The sequence below is a fragment of the Rhodospirillales bacterium genome (genome assembly GCA_016699855.1).
Classification (GTDB): Bacteria; Pseudomonadota; Alphaproteobacteria; order Reyranellales; family Reyranellaceae.
Genome location: CP064988.1, coordinates 2,957,589 through 2,974,149, shown reverse-complemented (window position 1 = coordinate 2,974,149; position 16,561 = coordinate 2,957,589). Strand labels below are relative to the sequence as shown.

Sequence of the window (16,561 nt, the reverse complement as noted above, 5' to 3'; positions counted from 1 at the left end):
CCGATTGCCTGCGCCTGCGATTGGCCGAACACGGCAGCTGCTAGCTGCGACCCCGCCCACGATCCAACCGCTCCCGCAAGACTCGCGCCAAACCCTGCACCAAACTCCGGCGCTACCCCTATTGTCCCCGACACTTCGAGGCCGCCGCCAGCAGTCGCAATATAGTTTGGTGCCAAAGTTGCGCCATATGCAGCAACATTTAGACTCGCCGCCAATTGTCCTAACGCATAGTTTTGAATCGTTCCGAATCCAACGTTCAACACGCGACTTGCTAGATCGGCCGCCGCTCCATGCAATCCCAGTTCACTTATTGTCAGATTCGCCACTTTCCCAACGCCGAAGCTGTATAGCGTCGAAATAATATTAAATCCGATCTCGCTCGCAAACGCACCGCTTTCCAAATCCGTTACAAAGTTCGCGTTTGCTCCGCCATTTCCTGCCAGCTGCTCCGCAAGATTCCCTCCAATCTTGCCTACAATGAATCCCGGAATTGCCTTTAGTACCAATTGCAATCCGATGCTTTCCCCCGCGATTTCATCAGCAATGAGATCCGTTGCCTGCTGAAACGTCGTCGACAGAGCTGCGGCTAGCGCCAACGATCCTCGCGAGGGGTTATATGTGTTATTAAGTTCATACCCTTCTTGTATCCCAGAATCCTCAATAGTATCTGACCGATGCTGCAATTGCAGGACGCGACCTAAACTAACCGATCCTATGGAAGGATCTCGACTAAAATCATAGCCATTCCTCAGCGTCTCTTCAATTGCGTCAATCCTTTCGTTGATACTTTTACTTGAGCCCGGGTCACCAGGCCCCAGGAAAGATGGAGGACTTATGTTGCGCAAATTTCCAGACGAGTATGCGAAGCGAATTGCTTCCAATTCATTGCGAAACGTTTGAATAGAGGGTCCGCTAGCGGTTAAATCTCCGCGATACTCCGTTGTGTAGTCGGTGAAATAATTATACTGATCGAAAACGTTCCTTCGTTTTATGTCAGTTTGTTGGCGAATTAGCCATTCACCCAGGTCTTCGACTGTCCGTACCCATGGTGACCCCAATGCTTGCGCAATCCTAATCCAAGCAGCGCTTGAATAGTTCCCCTCGCCAACCCCTGACGAATTGTACGATGCACGATCGTAGGAGACATCGTCTCCACGACCGTTGAATTCACGCACTATGGCATTTTCAATCCTGACTCTTTTTTCATCATTCCCCGCATAAAACGTAAGAAAATCATTTACCGCTTGTCTACGATCTGTGTCGCTAATTTCCCGCCCCGTATATGCCCTCAAGAATGACTCGTTAAATTCTTTTAGGTCATTTACCATCGCATATCTTGTTACTTCGGCCGCAAGCAACCTCTCGATTGTCAATTTCTGCGATCGACCTTTGATGTCCTTGAATTCAAATTTTGAGATGTCGTTTATTGCGATGTAAATAATTTGAGTATGGAGATCGAATCTGCTTCCACTACTGACAAATCCGGCAATCGGATTAACTGTAGCTTCGCCTACTCTTATATTTATGGTTTCGGAAGAAATAGCACCAATTACTTGCTGAAATGAGCGCAGCTCGCCCATACGGACGATGATAGATAGAGTCTGCTCGTAGGCGTCCTGTGGAGCAAAACGCCATCTTGCTCCCTGAACTGATCCCACGAATTGACTAAACGCAAATCTTACAAAGCCATGCGATCCAAGTTTGCCCGGCGCGTTTCGCCGTATCTCGACTATGTCAGCCATGGTTTAGCCTCATCATGCGTTGGTTTCGCCAAGCACTAAGGGCAAGTCTCGAATGCGTCTTGCAACCGTCCTTCGTAAACAGACCTAGCTATGGGTTTTGCGCAAGAGTTAATCTCGTCAATGGAAAGCCCTAATGAGCAAACGCTGCCTCCCTTTTTTGTGGGCCAGGCAAGGACGAGTATGTGTGATGCACCCGGATCTTTTTGCGCCACCTGCAATGCTGTCACTGCATATATGCTTTGATGCTCAAGACAGTCCGGTGAGGACGGGCTGTATATGCCTTCAAATTGGTGATCTGAGCTTTGAGCGGCGCAGGCAACAATGCCTCTGAAGAAAGGGTCTACCACGGTGCGATATTGTCGCCACCGCATGTCTTGTTTGTCTAGTGTGGCCGATCGGCATATGGAATATCTGAGCTGGACTTTGGAAGCTGAGTCAGCGCACTCAATGCCATCTTCGGAGACGCGTATATTCATGCAAGGAACCTGAGGCGATAGCGCCTCAACGTGTGCGCTTTGACCTGCTTTACTAACAGCATAATGTGTGAACCTTCCTTCGCCTCTGGTGTATTCGCTGTCCGCCCTCGCTATTGACACGATAAATTCAAGAGAAACGAGTAACAGAAAAAGAAACAAAACACATAGTTTTGAAATTGTGGGACGCCTCGTTTTCTTGCAGTCTCGTAGTCGCTCATTTGACTGCAAGACATGCGTGCGGTTTGTTTGGTAGTTCAGCATCAGAGATCACCACCATTCCGGACTTTTAGGCTAACTACTTCGTGACATATTCTTAACGCCGACTCTCTGTGCGCGATGATGATGACTGTCCGCCCCCGCACGATCTCCGCCATGTTGTCCTGTACGATGGCCTCCGTCTCCGCGTCCAGCGCGCTCGTCGCCTCGTCGAAGATCAGGATGCGCGGGTCCATCAGCAGCGCCCGCGCGATGGCGATGCGCTGCCGCTGGCCGCCGGACAGGTTCATCCCGCGCTCCTCGATCTGCGTGTCGTAGCCCTCCGGCATCTGGAGGATGAACTCGTGCGCGCCGGCCATCGTAGCCGCCCGCACGATCCGGTCCATCGACACCGTGCGGTCCGCCAGCGCGATGTTGTCCCGGACAGAGCGGTTGAACAGCACCGACTCCTGCGGCACCACGCCGACCTGCCGCCGCAGCCACGCCGGATCAATCAGCGCCAGGTCGACGCCGTCCACCAGCACCCGGCCCGATTCCGGCACGTAGAGCCGCTGCACCAGCTTCGCCAAGGTGCTCTTGCCCGAGCCCGAGGCGCCGGTGATGCCGATCACCTGCCCGGCCGGGATCTTGAGGGACAGCCGCCGTAGCACCTCCGGCCCGTCGGTGCGGTAGCGGAAGGTGACGGCGTCGAACTCGATGTCGCCGCGGATCGGCGGCAGCACGACGCGGCCGGCCTTGTAGGTCGGCTCCGTGGGGGTGTTGAGGATGTCGCCCAGCCGGTTGACCGAGATGCGGACCTGCTGGAAGTCCTGCCACATCTGGCTCAGGCGCAGGATCGGCTGGATCACGTGGTTGGCGAACATCGTGAAGGCGATGAACTGGCCCACCGTCAGCTCGCCGTCGATCACCGCGTGCGCCCCGAACCATAGGGTGGCCGCCGTCACGCCCTTGCCGACGAGCTGGATGAGGTGGCTGCCGATGTTGGCCAGGCTGGTGACCTTGAAGGCGGCCTGCACGTAGCCCGCCAGCTGCTCCTCCCAGCGGCGCTGCATCTGCGGCTCCACCGCCATCGCCTTGACCGTCTCGATGCCGCTCACGGACTCGACCAGGAAGGACTGGTTCTCCGCCCCCCTGTTGAACTTCTCCTCCAGCCGCCGCCGCAGCACCGGGCCGATCACCACCACGATGCCCGCGAACATCGGCACGGCGGCCAGCACGATCAGGCTCAGCTTGACGCTGTAGAGGAACATGACGGCGAAGAACACGCCGGTGAACAGCACGTCGATCACGAGCGTCAGAGCGTTGCTAGTCAGGAAATGCCGGATCGTCTCTAGCTCGCGCACCCGCGCCACCGACTGGCCCACCCGCCGGACCTGGAAGTATGCCAAGGGCAGCGACACGAGGTGCCGGTAGAGCCGCGCCCCCAGCTCGACGTCGACCCGGCTGGTGGTGTGGGCGAAGACGTACATCCTGAGCGCGCCGACCACGCACTCGAACAGCGTGACGGCGATCAACGCCATCACCAGCACGTCCAGCGTGGTGTAGGTGCGGTGCACCAGCACTTTGTCGACCACGACCTGGAAGAACAGCGGACTGATCAGCCCGAGGATCTGCAGGAAGAACGAGGCCGCCAGCACCTGGCCGAACAGGCCCCGGAAGCGCACGATCGCGGGGATGAACCACGTGACGTCGAACGACCGCAGCTCGCCCGCGACGCGCTCGCGCGTGGTCATCAGCAGCAGGCGGCCCGCCCAGCGCTCCTCGAACTCCGCCCGCGCCACGGTGACCGGCCGGCGCTCGACTGGGTCCTGGATCAGCGCCTTGTCCTCGGAGATCCGGGCCAGCACCACCCAGGAGCCGTCCTTCAGGGCGGCGATCGCCGGCAGCGACAGCTTCGCCAGCCGCCTCCAGTCGGCTTTGACCTCGCGCGCCTTGACGCCCATGTCGCGGGCGCAGCGCAGCATGTCGATGGCCGACAGCTCCTCGCCGTCGCGGCCGTACTGGTGGCGCACCTGGCCGGGGTCGACCGGCTTGTCGAGGAATTTGAGGAGCAGGACGAGGCAGCTCAGGCCGGTGTCGGTCGTCCGGGGAGCGGCGCCGGCCGGGGGCGGAAGGGACGGCGACGGGCGAGGCGGCGGGCCGGCCAGAGCCGCCGCGTCCTCTCCCGTCAGGGTGCCCCCGATCGCCATTCCATCCAGCTCCTTGGCGCGCGTCGCCTCCCGGCGCGGCGCCGGTCGATCCTATGAGCCGACCCCCATGAATCCGTTCGCGCCCGCGGGGGCGGCGGTCTGCCAGACGCCCGCGACCACGGGTTTGAACTGCTCCGGCACGAGGTTCGGCATCCCCAGCTCGGCGGCGTCCGACGTCCCGAAGGTCGCCATCGCCGCCACCAGGCGCTCGACGTCGGCCGATCCCGTGTTACCCGTCATGGTCGGCGCGCCGGTATCCGCCTCCGGCACGCCCGCATCGGCCGCCCCCTCGGAGTCCGCGACCTGCGGCGCCGACGGCCGGTTGAGAAGCGATTCGCCGGTGTTGCCCAGTAGCGGCGGCGTCTCACCACCGGCTGGCGGGGCCGCGACGGGCGGGGACGTCCCCCCGTCGTCGCGGATCCGGATGCCGTAGGCGCGCGCCAGTTTGCGCAGGATGGATTCTTCCACCGCCGTTTCGGACGGGGGCGCCGGAGGGTCGACGGTCGATCCACCGTCGGTGTTGTCCGAAAGCGATCCGCCGGTGATGAGGTCGGCCACTTCGGGGACGGCGGCGCGGATCCTGGCGAGCTTCTCCGCCAACGCCGTGTTCAGAAGCGCGCCGTCGTTCGCGATGGTGTCGCCCTCGACCGGATCCGGAGCCTCCGTCGCGGGCGGGACCGGAGGGGCGGGCTCCAGCGGCTCGTACCAGATCTGGCCGGAGGGCACGCCGTCGATGAAATGGGTGTCGGCGATCGCGCGGGGCGTCCACGTCTGGACCGCCACGTACGGCGTCCCGTTGAAATACACCGTGTCGTAGGGGGCGCCGGTGGGTGGCGGCGCTTCGGGAAGCCCGCCGTTGGTGACGCCGGTGAGCTTCGAGGCGACGGCCTGGGTGGTCATGCCGACCACCCGCGCGTCGCGCGTCGTTCCGCTGAAAGGCCGTTTCCCCCAACGCGCATCATGCTCCACTCCGGATGGAACTGAACGCCGAAGTCGATCTTCGCGCCGACTTCCGCCACCTTGCTGAAGGCAACCACCGCGCGCAATGCCGCGGCGATGCAACCCGCTGTGGATAACCGGTGCCCGCGACCCGGGTTGTATTACTTTTCCACGACGCCGCCGGGCGGCGTCATTCTCAGGGGTCTTTAGGCGGACACGCTAGACGTCTGAATCGGCGCGCGTTCCGCGCCGCACCATCGCCAGCGGCCCGACACGCCGGCAATGAATCGATCTATCGCGCCGCGCGGCGGGAAATATTTTCCGCGGCCGGCAGGAATCGGTGGGTCCGGCGCGCCACCCGCGTGAATAGAGCGGCCGTCGGTCCGATGACGCCGGCGTCACCCCGCGCCGCGCGGCCGGGCCGATCGTCGTCGGACCGCCGTCCAGGACGTCGTCGGAGCGCCTGTGCCCATGAGATTCGAACGAAGTAGGTTTCGCGATCATTCTCCACCACGGACGCTTGGCTTCTCCGGTGGAATGAACGTGTACGGACGAGCGAAGGAGCCCGCCATGACGCCGACGTCATCGACCCGCAACGAGATCCAAGGCTTCCACGGCGCGATCGACCCCGCGTTCCGGTCGCGGACCTGGGACGCGGCGATCGCGGCCGTCAGCGCCGCGACGGGATTCGACGCCGACGCCGCGCGGGACTTCCTCGACAGCCGCCACGGGCGGCACTTCGCCAAAGACGTCGTCTCCGGTCAGGCGCGCGGCCTCGAGACTTCCGCCGCCGTCGACGCCGCGGTGACGCGCTGGATGGGCTGGCGCATAGGTCGGCGCTCGGCGCGCGAGCACGGGATCCCGGAAGAACTGCCGTACCTGACGGGCTTCATCGGCAGCGCGTCGATCGACGCTGATGACCGCGACGCCGCCTAGGCGAAACCGCCTCCATCTCCTCGGGCCCGCCGGCGCGCCGGACCGGGGCTTGCGCCGGTGAGGGGCCGCGAACGACGCGACCCGCTACCGGAGAGCCGACATGGCCCGCGGACCGTCGAAGAAGTGCAAGCCCGTTTCCCGCGCCAAGGCGCGCGCGCCGAAGCCCGTCACCGGCGCGGCCCGTAGGGCCGCCACCGCCGCGCCGTCCCCGAAACGTCTGGCGTCTCTTGAGGGACGAACCTAGACCTGCGTCCAGGGTCACCACGATCCCCGCCAAGCAGGTGAGGAGCCCCTCGCCGCCACCAAGCAGGCGGCCTTCGTCGCACTGCTGCGCCGCCCCGGCGGCGCCACGCTCGCCGACATGGTCGCCGCCACCGGATGGCGGCCGCGCACGGTCCGGGGCGCGCCGTCGGACGCCATCGGCAATCGCCTCGGGCTGGCCGTGACCTCGACGCGCGAGGAGGAACGCTACCGGGTCTACCGCGTCGCGGGCTGACGCGGGATCCCCTCTCCACGAGCTCGGCGACCACTCTGACGGCAGGTGGAAGCGGCCCGCGTTCGCCCGTAGGCGGCCGATCCACGCGGTCGCGGCGCGGCGCCGCGACCGCGTGGATCGGGACGTGATCACCGGGTTCGCTTCTCGTCCTCATGCGCCAAATCGGCGCGAAGCACGCGGCGTCGACGCACGCCTGGTTCACCAGAGCATCGCGCCGTCCGGATGGACGAGCACCAACCGCTCCCGCCCCGCCAAGGTCCCGATTCGGGATTCCGGGGCTTGGCGCGGCGCGCGTCCGCCATCGTCGACCGCCGACACATGCGCGGCACGGGCTCGACCCCCGGCGGCCGCCTGCGCCCAGGAGACGGGCGGTAGTGGGTCAGTTTGAATTTCGGGGCGGATTGACAGTCGCCCGCGCGGAGTCGAATTTGTCGCCCATGATGGTCGAATGCGAAGTCCAAGAAGGCGGCCGATGGGTCACCCTCGGGATCGAGGATGCCCTTGGGCGACGGAAGGAACACATGCGGTGCCCGAAGTGTCACGGGCAGGTCTCCCCGCATGAAGCTGGCTCGACGGGACAGCGCGCTCATTTTGAGCACTATCCCGGCCAGAACGGTTGCTCCGCATAACCAAGCGCCTGAAACGCCCCCGCGACCCGATCCAGCTTGGCAAGCTCATCGTCGATATCGCGACCGGCGACGTGAAGGATAAGGCGCCAGACGACGGCAAGAACCCGGCGGCGGTGGCGCTCGGACGCCTCGGGGGCCTCAAGGGCGGCAAGGCCCGCGCTACGTCTCTGACGCCGGCGCAGCGTCAGGCGTCGGCGCGAAAAGCGGCAAAGACTCGCTGGAAGGCGGCGGCGAACCTCAACATGCGCATGGGCGTCCGCCGCTTCACCCGCCTGGCCAACGCTTTCAGCAAGAAGGTCGAGAACCACGCCGCGTCGGTCGCGCTGTTCGTGATGTATCACAACTTCGTCCGCATCCACGGCCAGCTCCGCGTCACCCCGCGATGGCGGCTGGCGTGACCGACCGTCTTTGGGAGATGGCCGACATGGTGAAGGTGCTTGAGGATTGGGAGCGTTCACACGACTCAGTGGATAATTCTTGAATTTCGGACAAGTTCGCACTATGTTCTGTGCGTAAACCCTTGACACCGCCAATCGCGGGTCGCTTTGACGTGCGCCGCATGCGACGGTCGCCGCCAAATCATGGGGAGGCCAAGCGCTCGTTAGACGGGCGCTTGGAGGTGCGCACGATGTCCCTACACCCGCTGGTCGCCGCAAGAGAAGTCTGTGAGGTTCGAGGCTGGAACGTCTCCAATCTCGAAATTCAGAAGATTCTCTATCTCGCCCACATGACCTTCTTGGGGCGGAGCGAGGGTAAGAAGCGACTCGTGTCCGAACACTTCGAGGCTTGGGACTATGGTCCCGTCCTGCCGACCGTCTATCATCGCGCCAAGGCTTTCGGAAACGGGCCGGTCAAGAACGTATTCGTTGCATACCCACGGCCCAGAGGCGGCGCCGAAGCCGAAATGATTCAAGAGGCCGTAGAGAGCCTAGAGGACAAGACACCGGGGGAGCTTGTCGCCATCACGCATTGGCACGGCGGCGCGTGGGCGAAACACTACGCCTCAGGCGGCCGCGGCATTGTGATCCCCAACGCAGACATCTTGGATGAGTACCACAAGCGTGTCCGGCGACCTTGAACAGATAACAACTCAAGAGGAGTCGGCAAGGGATACGCAGGTCGCCCGGCTGGAGAACGACCTGCAAAAGGAAAAGGATTCCAGAAAATCTGAGCGGTTCGTCTGGGCGCTCGTTGTCATCATCACTGTGGACCTCGCATCCCTCAAGGACGCGGGATGGGCGATGTGCCTCGTGGTCCTAATCTTCGAATTTATCCTCGTGCTTGTCCTCGGCAAGGTCTGGGGATTCGATGAAATCTACACGATTCTTCAGAACGCTATCGACGCGGCCAACAGACTCCGGAACGGACAACCGAAGCCGGACACGCCGACCGATAAGACCGAAATATCAAACTGACCCACTACCAGACGGGCCGCCAAATTGCCCCGGCGCGCGCGCCGCGCTACCGTCGGCGGCGGGAGGGCGCCCCCTCTCCGACCCCGTACGAAGGAAGCCCAATGGCCAAGGCGGCGACAGCGGTCCAGCGCATCAGGCAACTCGACAAGGAGCGCGGCGCCCTCGTGGCGGCCGCGCGGAAGGAGGCGCTCGGTCGCGCCCGGGACGCGGTGGCGGATCTCGTCGCGCTCGGCTTCAAGTACGACCTCGTCGAAGGCGGCCGGAAGGTCGCGGTGCCGGCTGTGAAGGCGGGCCGCCGGGGCGCGCGCGGCATCAAGGACGCACCGTGCCCCGTGTGCTCATTCCAGACCTCGCCGCCGCACGACGCGCGCCGGCACCGCGCGCAGGGCAAGCGCAAGACGCCGTTCACACCCGCCCAGCTTGAAGCGTTCGGTCTCAAAAAGGTCTGAAGCGTTACGGATAGCGTCTACGCGCACTCCGACCCTCCGGACCCGGCCTCATCCTTTCCGGGCGTCGGCCAGATCCACGTCGGCCTGCAGGTACTCCCGGTAGGCGGCCTCCAAGTGGGGCCAGATGTATGAGCGGGCGGACATCGTCTGCGCGGAGACGACTTTGAGCTCCTGGATCGCGCGCTGCGCGCGCGCTATGAGGCTCTGACGCAACGCGAGGATCTCCTGTTCGACCCGCTGGACGTCCTGCGGCTCGACCGCCCGGCGCTCGTCGAACACGAACCGCCGCTCGAGCCCCTGGCGCCACCGTACGAGCGCCGAGCTTCGGGTAGGTCCGAAGCCGGGGACGCCGAGCAGCCTGTGCTCGAGCACGTCGGCCGCCGTCTCGATGCCGTAGGATTCGAGCAGGGTCTTGCGCGCCGGGCCGATACCGGAGATCCCCTTGGACGGAATCTCGAACTGGTCGAGGAAGCGCTCCAGCTGTCGTTCCCGCGCGCTCGATCTGAGATCGTCGAGCTTCCGTTGCCTTAACCTGGGAACCGCCTCCCACTCCGCGCGCAGATTCGCCGCGACCTGCCGCTTCTCGTCGAACTGCCGCGTTCCGGCTCTCTCACGCCAGTCGTCGGATACCCGGGTCCATGTCTGGTGCGCGGCGTCGCGCCTGGTCTGAAACGCCCTCACGCGGCTTTCGGGGTTCGTCATCGCGTACACGAAGAAGTAGAGGGCGACAGCCGCCACGCAGAGCGCGAACTTCGCGCCGCCCCCGGTCACCGCGAAGACCATGAACGCCGGAACCGCCGCCGCGCCGAGCGCGTAGGGAATGCGCCATCGCCGGGCTTCGCGGAGTTTGACGGCCTCCGGCGAGGGCGTAAACATCGACGGCGTGATGGCGGCTTCGACCGCCGGCGCCGGCCCGGGGGAGGGAACGGCGAGGAACTGCTTCAAGAGCTCGTCGATGCTCAGCGCGCCTCCGCCCGTGGCGGAGTAGACCAGCGGGAAGAGCGAGATCCCGGTCGCCGCCTCCATGGCGCACCACGGGCAATCTCCGAGACCCGAGAAATGGACATGCGACGGATTCCTGGAGCAGGCTTTCAGACGCCGCTCGAGCGCCGCGAGGGCCTCGACCCACTCGGTCGCGGTCGGCCTTCCTCCCGCCGTGGCGCCACGGGCGAAGGCGCGCTCGAACAGCCGCGCGACCTCGGCGGAGGCGATGTCGAGGGCCGGCGTCCCCGGCGGCGGCTGCATCTGCGCGGCCGCACGGCCGGCGCCGTAGACGAAGCGGTGCTCGCTGATCGCCTTCTCGATCGGCATGTCGCCCGCGCCGAGATAGCGGCCGGCGTATGGATGACGCCCCATGAAAAGAATCAGGAAGACCATGACCGCGAGCCCGAAATTGTCGTGGTTCGCGGTGCGGACGACCTTGGAGAGATCCTTGTCCTGCAGTTCCGGCGGCGTGAAGTGGGGCACGCCCACCCGGCAGAGGAAGCTCCTGCCGTTGGCCTGGATCTGGAAGCTGTCGCAGTCGATGAGGCGGACGCGGGCGTCCTGCGCCACCATCACCCCGCCGGGGTTGACGTCGCCGATCACGCATCCGCTCGCGTGGATGGTGGCGAACGCGCGCGCGGCGTTGGTGGCGGCGCGGATCAGGAACTGCCAGTTGGCCTTCTGGAAGTCGGTCCGGCGGCTCTTCGGACTGTAGAGATGGTGGATGTCGCGGTGGCCAACGACCCGGGGCATCGTCAGGCCCACCGCCTCGCCCGTCCGGCGCTTGACGAGGCCCAGCGGCCACGCCGCGAGCTTGTCGAGGTTGTCGGTGCGGAGCGCCGCCATCGCGCGGATCTTCTCGGCGCGGTCCGGAGCGAGCGGCTGGTGGTAGATCTTTGCGACGGCGTTGGCGTCCGACGCGATCTCGTACACGGCGCCCTCGCCGCCGCGGCCGACGAGCCGCCCCAGCGCGATCGGCCGTCCGGCGGTGTCGACGACGTCGGGCCGGCCCTGGGCGCTCAAACCGCCGGCTCCGCTTCGAAGGACGCGGGCCGGGCCATCCTGCTCGCCAGGATGAGGGTCTTGTCGTCGTCGGTGCGGTCGGTGACCACCGGCGCCGCCAGGTAGCGGGCGAGGCCGTCCGACAGGGCCGCGTCGACGCCGTCGACGGGCGATTCGCGGACCGGTTTGATCATGGTCGAGAAGAACGGCTGATGGACGCTCCGTTCGGCCTGGCGCAGCACGAGATTCTCGATCCCGTCGGTGAACAGCGCCACCTCCACGAACCGGCGTTCGTCGACCTTGAACTCCAGGACGTCGGCCGCGTCGGGCGCCACCACGAAGTTGGTGGTGTTCGCGAACTCCCCGTGCTGCGGCCAGAACACCCACGACCAGCCGTCCTCGGGGCCCTCGGAAACGACGATGGCGCCGTCGCCGATCTGGAGGAACGCGGCGTGCGACTCGTCGGCCACGACCGCCAGCAGGGTGCAGGCGTACTCCCGGACCGGCACGCCCTCGCCGTCCGCCAGCGCGGACAACGCCCGCACGATGGAGACGATCCATCCGACGGCCTGCGTCCGCTCCACGCCGGCGACGCTCCCTCCGGCGTCGAGGTGCTCGCGCACGAGGCGTGCCAGCTCGCGGCAGGCCGTGGCGGCGCCCACGTCCGAACGACTGGCCGTTCCCGCGCCATCGGCCACCGCGAACAGCGTCGCGGTCCCGCCCTCCCCGGTCGCGAGAAACTCGCAGGCGTGGGCGTCCTGGCAGGGAGCGCCCGTCGCGTCGTGGGATGTCCCGATCGTCGAGGCGGCCGCGACGCGCCAGCGCGCGCCGTGCGTCACACCTGGGCCCAGCCCGACGGCGGCTCCAGCGGCACCGTCTGCCCCACCTGCGACTGGGACACCTTGCTCAGCGAGGACGAGAGCCAGGCGAAGAGCTCGCGGAAACGCAGGCCCGAGAGGCTGAGCGGCTGCCTCACGCAGATCTTGCCGAGTATCTCCATGTTGGCTCCCTGGACGCCGATCCCGAAGAACGAGAAGCTCTTCGACGCCTCGCCCTCGCGCACCATCGCCGCCGCCTGCTGCCAGGCGTCGGTCGGAGCGCCGTCCGTGATCAGGAAGACCCACGGCCGGTAGTAGGCGACGCCATTGGTCCGGTAGGCGTCCTTGCGGCGGCGGATCATCTCCAGGCCGTGCGTGATCGCGGCGCCCATCGGCGTGTCGCCCGTGGTCGACAGGGTCGGCGGGTGGAAGAGGTCCGGCGTCTGGAACTCGGCGATCGTCTGCACCGGTCCGAAGGTGACCAGGCCGACCTCGACCCTCTTCATCGCCAGCGCGTCGGCCGCGAGCTCGTCCTTGAACGCGACCAGCCCGTTGTTCAGCTCCTGGATCGGCGCGCCCTGCATGGAGCCCGACGTGTCGAGCAGCAGCAGGCAGGGGCACCGCGGCTCCGGATTGTCGGCGAACTCCGCCGCTCCGAATGGGATCTGCTCGAGATTCGTCATGACACCCCCCGTTCCCGATCCCGCGATCGCGCGGGTTTGGCGCATACTAGTGAGAAACTCCGCGCGCGTTCAACCGCCCTGCGCGCGCTCGCCCGGAGCGCGCGAGACGCAACGCGACTATCGCACGCACTCCACCGCGACGCTCGCCTCGGCCGCGATCTCCGCCACGCGCGTCGGATCCAGGGCGGCGCCCGCGCCGTCCGTCTCGAAGCGGACGCCCTGCGCCTCCAGAAACGCCGCCAGCGTCGCCGCTTTGATCGTGAAGTTCACATTCTGGGGGATGTCGCCCGTGATGCCGGCGACACGCAGGGTGTCCCGTTTGCTGACGACGATTCCCACGAGGCGTCCGCGCGCGTCGAGGACGGGGCCGCCACTGCTGCCGGGCTGCACGGGAGCCGAGAGCTGGAAATACCGGGCGTCGTCCCCGAGACCGCTCAACGCCGTGATATTCCCGAGCGTCGTGTTGCCGCCGGTCGACAGGACGCCTGAGAGCGGGAAGCCGAACACGGTGACGGACTCGGCCGCGCGAAGCGGGTCGCCGATGCGGACCTTGAGGTACGCGGGGGACCGCGCAGCGTGCCTCAGGACGGCGAGATCGTCCCTCGCGTCGCTCACGACGAGCTCGGCGTCGCCGATCGCCAACCCGCGCCGCTTCAACGCGATGCGGCGGCAGCCGTCCACGACGTGCCGGTTGGTGACGAGATACCCGGCGCCGTTGACGTAGAAGGCGGTGCCGGCGCTCGATGCGGTGGGAGCCCGTGCCGCCGGCGGCCTGTCCACCGGAGGCGTCGGAGGAGTGGGCGGGCTGGGCGTCCGGTCCGCCGACCGTGGCGGACGCAGATCGAGATCCACGTGGAAGGCGTTGGACATCGCGGTGGCGAGAAAACCATACGCGCTCCGGCCGTCCTCGGGCATGACGTAGGTGAACGCCGCGACCGCGGACGGGCGGCGTTCCGCGCGAAGGTAGAACCAATTGCCCGACCGGACGCCGGAAACCACGAACCAGCGCTCCGTGCGGACGGCGTAGTCGATGCGCTCGGCCGGTCCGTGGGCGCTCGAGGCGATATCGTAAAACGCGCCGAACTGATCCGCGCGACCGCCGGGGATGACGGAGATCCAAAGACGGCCGCCGACGACGGACGAGACGAACTCGACGCCACCGTCGCCGGTCCGCCGTCCGGGCGTGAACAGCCGGGCGGCGTATCCGAGCGAGTAGCCTGCCGCGTCGTCGCGAAACGTCGTCCAGCCCCATTCGTCGCGCGCGCGCATGCCCTGCGCGACGAGCGCCACCGCCTCGGCCGGCGTCAGCGTGCCGGTCGCGGTCCTGCCTTGGGCGCCCTGCCACGCGGCGACGGCGCCGCGCGTCAGCTTTCCATAGTCGCCGTCCACCATGGAGCCGTAGTGGGTCGTCCAGATCAGCGCCTTCTGGACGTCGACGATCCCGATCTCCTCGATCGTCGCCATCCGCGAGAATGGCCGGTCGAAGAGGCTCGGCGGACCTTGCGCCCGCGCCGCCGCGCCGATGAGGGCGACGACGATCGAAAAAAGGCACGGCAACCTCATGGCTCGACGCCACCCCGGTCGCCTCCGGTCGCTCGCGAGGTCGCGGCCGCGCGGTGGCTCACGGCGGAGAGCGCCACCGGCCCTGTGGTCGCGGGAGGCCGCCTCAGGGGGGCGCATGCTCGGCTTCATCGGCCGCCGCGGCTCGATGCGCGCCAGTCCCACGGCGCCTCGAACTCGCTCGCCCACACGCCTCTTCGCGCCGCCTTCGCCCGCTCCTCGTGCGCGACGTAGTCCCGGCTGTAGCGGACGAACGCCATGGCCCACCCGTTCTCGACCATCCAGCCCGACATATCGGACCCGCCCACCCGGCAAAGTCCGATCATGCGACCGTATCGATCCCGCCCCTTGTCCTCGCACAGGACCGTCCTGGTCCCGATCCACTCCGCCAAGGCGTTTGCGGCGGCCCCGCCGCACAACCATGGGCCTCCGGCGCGGCGGCAGATCTGCTTCGACTCCGGCGCGTCGATCCCCCACATCCGGACGCGGACGCCCCGTATCTCGATCGTATCGCCGTCGACCACGGACGCGCGGCCGGCGAGGTCCTCCGCTGCGACCGGAGGAGCGCTGACCGCAAGCGCGATGAGCCAGAGCCCCGCCAATATCCAGCTCACGACCGGCCCTAAGATCCGGGGCGCAAATCCCAAGCTATGACGTTCGACGCCCAGCCGCGCGATCGACCGCGCGCGCGCGCTGTCCCCGTTCCGCCTCGCACATGAGGACCAAAGGCATGGTCCGCGCGGCCGTCGAGGCGACGATCGGACCATCGCGCTATCGGGCACCGGAGCGCCCCTCGATCTTGAGACGGTCGATGAGGGCGCGCGTGACCTCGCCCGTCACCGGCAATGCATTCGCCGACTGGTAGGCGCGGATAGCGGACTGGGTACGCGGCCCGACCGAGCCGTCGACGGGCCCCGGGTCGTGCCCCAGCGCCTTTAGCCGGGTCTGGACCTCCTGGATGTCGGTCGCCGTGATCGGCGATGCCGCCGGCACAGGCGGCGAAGGCGCCACCGATGGCGCGGACGCGGTCGGCGCCGGCGTCGCGGCCCGCGGCAGCAGCGGTGGCGGCGGCGCGGGTGCCGTAGCGGCTGCCGCTGGCGGGTCGGGCGCCGGGACCGGTGGCGGCGGCGCCGTCGAGAATGAGCGAGGCGGGATACCGGATTCCGGGAACCACCGCGGGAGGAACCAAGCGGCCGCCAGGAAGGCGAGGAGCGCCAGCAGGCCCAGCTGGAACCGGGAGGATCCCACTGCGGAAGCCGGCGCGGCCGGCGGCGGCGCAACCGGCACCACCGGCGGAGGCACCGCGCCCGTCGGCGATCCCCATGACTTGAACGTTTGGTAGGAAAGACCGGATCCGGGGATGCCGATCGTCTTCCGGACGCCCCGTGGACCGATGTTGACGTTCAGTCCCGGCGGCCCAAGGCCGACGCTCACCCCCGACCGGCTCAGGTTCACCCTGACCAGCTTCCCGAGACCAATACGCTTGCGGAACGAGAACCCCATCGCCGCCCCCGCGCCTCGCCGGCCCGCGTGGAGCCGCTCCCGTCTTTCGGACACGCCGCGTCCCCGTCGACGCGCCGCACCGTGATCGAAGGCCGCCGCGTCCGCGGACGCGCACCGCCACCAGCGCAACCCGGCATCGCCGGAGCCCGCGCCGCGAACCCCACGGACGCGGACGTTCCCGCGACCTTGTTCACCACGGCTGCGACATGTTAGCGTACTCCATTGCAACCGTCCGCGGGAGCACGGCCGTGTCGATCAAGAGAGGGTTCCTGTCGTCGTTGGCCCTCGCGCTGGCGACCCTCGCGGGCTCCGCGACCAGCAAAGCGGACGCGCCCGCGCGGCGCGCGGACGCCGCTCCCTCCGGCGATCCCGGCGAGAAGCGCGCCATCGCGCCATTCCAGCTGCCGGAGTTCCTGGTGATCGGCCGTTCGCCCGAGACGGGGGAGGTCATCGCGCGGCATTCGTCGCATTCCTCCCACTCCTCCCATGCGAGCCATCGTTCGCACTATTCCTCGCGGTAGCGC

At 66.4% G+C, this 16,561-nt stretch carries 14 protein-coding genes and 2 pseudogenes; 8 read left to right on the top strand and 8 right to left on the bottom strand.

Translation table 11 applies throughout. The features are described from left to right. Positions 1–2,478: 2,478 nt before the first annotated feature. Both IPK81_14015 and IPK81_14010 read right to left on the bottom strand, forming a co-directional pair. Positions 2,479–4,623 (bottom strand): type I secretion system permease/ATPase, encoded by a 2,145-nt coding sequence (locus IPK81_14015; GenBank protein QQS10752.1) that lies wholly within the window; start codon positions 4,621–4,623, stop codon positions 2,479–2,481. Between the two features lie 51 nt (positions 4,624–4,674). Beyond that, positions 4,675–5,685 carry a hypothetical protein gene (locus IPK81_14010; GenBank protein ID QQS10751.1) on the bottom strand — a complete coding sequence of 337 codons (1,011 nt, stop codon included), beginning with the start codon at positions 5,683–5,685 and terminating at the stop codon, positions 4,675–4,677. 447 nt (positions 5,686–6,132) lie between these two features. Between IPK81_14010 and IPK81_14005 the strand changes: the two genes are divergently transcribed. The 7 genes and pseudogenes from IPK81_14005 to IPK81_13975 all read left to right on the top strand — a co-directional run bounded on the left by IPK81_14005 (position 6,133) and on the right by IPK81_13975 (position 9,487). Next, positions 6,133–6,498, top strand: coding sequence for a hypothetical protein (locus IPK81_14005; protein QQS15114.1), 366 nt, complete (start codon positions 6,133–6,135; stop codon positions 6,496–6,498). A gap of 325 nt (positions 6,499–6,823) precedes the next feature. Next, positions 6,824–6,994, top strand: a complete 171-nt coding sequence (locus tag IPK81_14000; protein ID QQS15113.1) for a DUF3489 domain-containing protein — start codon at positions 6,824–6,826, stop codon at positions 6,992–6,994. 625 nt (positions 6,995–7,619) lie between these two features. Then, positions 7,620–7,844: pseudogene (locus tag IPK81_13995) on the top strand (histone H1). A 9-nt stretch (positions 7,845–7,853) separates the two neighbouring features. Next, positions 7,854–8,083 (top strand): annotated as a pseudogene (locus tag IPK81_13990) (IS1 family transposase). Positions 8,084–8,251: 168 nt separating this feature from the next. Further along, positions 8,252–8,701, top strand: coding sequence for a SocA family protein (locus tag IPK81_13985; GenBank protein ID QQS10750.1), 450 nt, complete (start codon positions 8,252–8,254; stop codon positions 8,699–8,701). After that, the gene (locus IPK81_13980; protein ID QQS10749.1) at positions 8,685–9,038 is read left to right on the top strand and encodes a hypothetical protein; all 354 of its coding nucleotides are present in this window, start codon (positions 8,685–8,687) and stop codon (positions 9,036–9,038) included. Before IPK81_13985 ends, IPK81_13980 begins: the two co-directional genes overlap by 17 nt. 101 nt (positions 9,039–9,139) lie before the next feature. Then, positions 9,140–9,487, top strand: coding sequence for a hypothetical protein (locus IPK81_13975; protein ID QQS10748.1), 348 nt, complete (start codon positions 9,140–9,142; stop codon positions 9,485–9,487). A gap of 48 nt (positions 9,488–9,535) precedes the next feature. On the opposite strand, the gene IPK81_13970 is transcribed toward IPK81_13975, so the two are convergent. The 6 genes from IPK81_13970 to IPK81_13945 all read right to left on the bottom strand — a co-directional run bounded on the left by IPK81_13970 (position 9,536) and on the right by IPK81_13945 (position 16,037). Continuing rightward, positions 9,536–11,494 (bottom strand): hypothetical protein, encoded by a 1,959-nt coding sequence (locus tag IPK81_13970; GenBank protein QQS10747.1) that lies wholly within the window; start codon positions 11,492–11,494, stop codon positions 9,536–9,538. Continuing rightward, positions 11,491–12,312, bottom strand: a complete 822-nt coding sequence (locus IPK81_13965) for a protein phosphatase 2C domain-containing protein (protein QQS10746.1) — start codon at positions 12,310–12,312, stop codon at positions 11,491–11,493. Before IPK81_13965 ends, IPK81_13970 begins: the two co-directional genes overlap by 4 nt. Further along, positions 12,309–12,974: a VWA domain-containing protein gene (locus tag IPK81_13960; protein ID QQS10745.1), complete on the bottom strand. Its 666-nt coding sequence runs from the start codon at positions 12,972–12,974 to the stop codon at positions 12,309–12,311. The genes IPK81_13965 and IPK81_13960 overlap by 4 nt, the downstream gene beginning before the upstream one ends. Before the next feature lie 117 nt (positions 12,975–13,091). Further along, positions 13,092–14,537, bottom strand: coding sequence for a trypsin-like peptidase domain-containing protein (locus IPK81_13955; GenBank protein QQS10744.1), 1,446 nt, complete (start codon positions 14,535–14,537; stop codon positions 13,092–13,094). A gap of 125 nt (positions 14,538–14,662) precedes the next feature. Further along, positions 14,663–15,013, bottom strand: a complete 351-nt coding sequence (locus tag IPK81_13950; protein ID QQS15112.1) for a thermonuclease family protein — start codon at positions 15,011–15,013, stop codon at positions 14,663–14,665. 292 nt (positions 15,014–15,305) lie between these two features. Next, complete coding sequence (locus tag IPK81_13945) at positions 15,306–16,037, bottom strand: DUF4236 domain-containing protein (protein QQS10743.1); 732 nt, start codon at positions 16,035–16,037, stop codon at positions 15,306–15,308. A 206-nt stretch (positions 16,038–16,243) separates the two neighbouring features. Between IPK81_13945 and IPK81_13940 the strand changes: the two genes are divergently transcribed. Further along, entirely contained in the window at positions 16,244–16,558 is a 315-nt protein-coding gene (locus tag IPK81_13940) for a hypothetical protein (protein ID QQS10742.1), read from the top strand. Positions 16,559–16,561: the final 3 nt, after the last annotated feature.

Coding starts and splice junctions, on each gene's coding strand:
- IPK81_13985 (QQS10750.1), top strand. CDS start 8,252: ATGTCCCTACACCCGCTGGTCGCCGCAAGAGAAGTCTGTGAGGTTCGA.
- IPK81_13960 (QQS10745.1), bottom strand. CDS start 12,974: ATGACGAATCTCGAGCAGATCCCATTCGGAGCGGCGGAGTTCGCCGAC.
- IPK81_14005 (QQS15114.1), top strand. CDS start 6,133: ATGACGCCGACGTCATCGACCCGCAACGAGATCCAAGGCTTCCACGGC.
- IPK81_13940 (QQS10742.1), top strand. CDS start 16,244: ATGTTAGCGTACTCCATTGCAACCGTCCGCGGGAGCACGGCCGTGTCG.
- IPK81_14015 (QQS10752.1), bottom strand. CDS start 4,623: ATGGCGATCGGGGGCACCCTGACGGGAGAGGACGCGGCGGCTCTGGCC.
- IPK81_13950 (QQS15112.1), bottom strand. CDS start 15,013: ATGTGGGGGATCGACGCGCCGGAGTCGAAGCAGATCTGCCGCCGCGCC.
- IPK81_13955 (QQS10744.1), bottom strand. CDS start 14,537: ATGAGGTTGCCGTGCCTTTTTTCGATCGTCGTCGCCCTCATCGGCGCG.
- IPK81_13945 (QQS10743.1), bottom strand. CDS start 16,037: ATGGGGTTCTCGTTCCGCAAGCGTATTGGTCTCGGGAAGCTGGTCAGG.
- IPK81_13975 (QQS10748.1), top strand. CDS start 9,140: ATGGCCAAGGCGGCGACAGCGGTCCAGCGCATCAGGCAACTCGACAAG.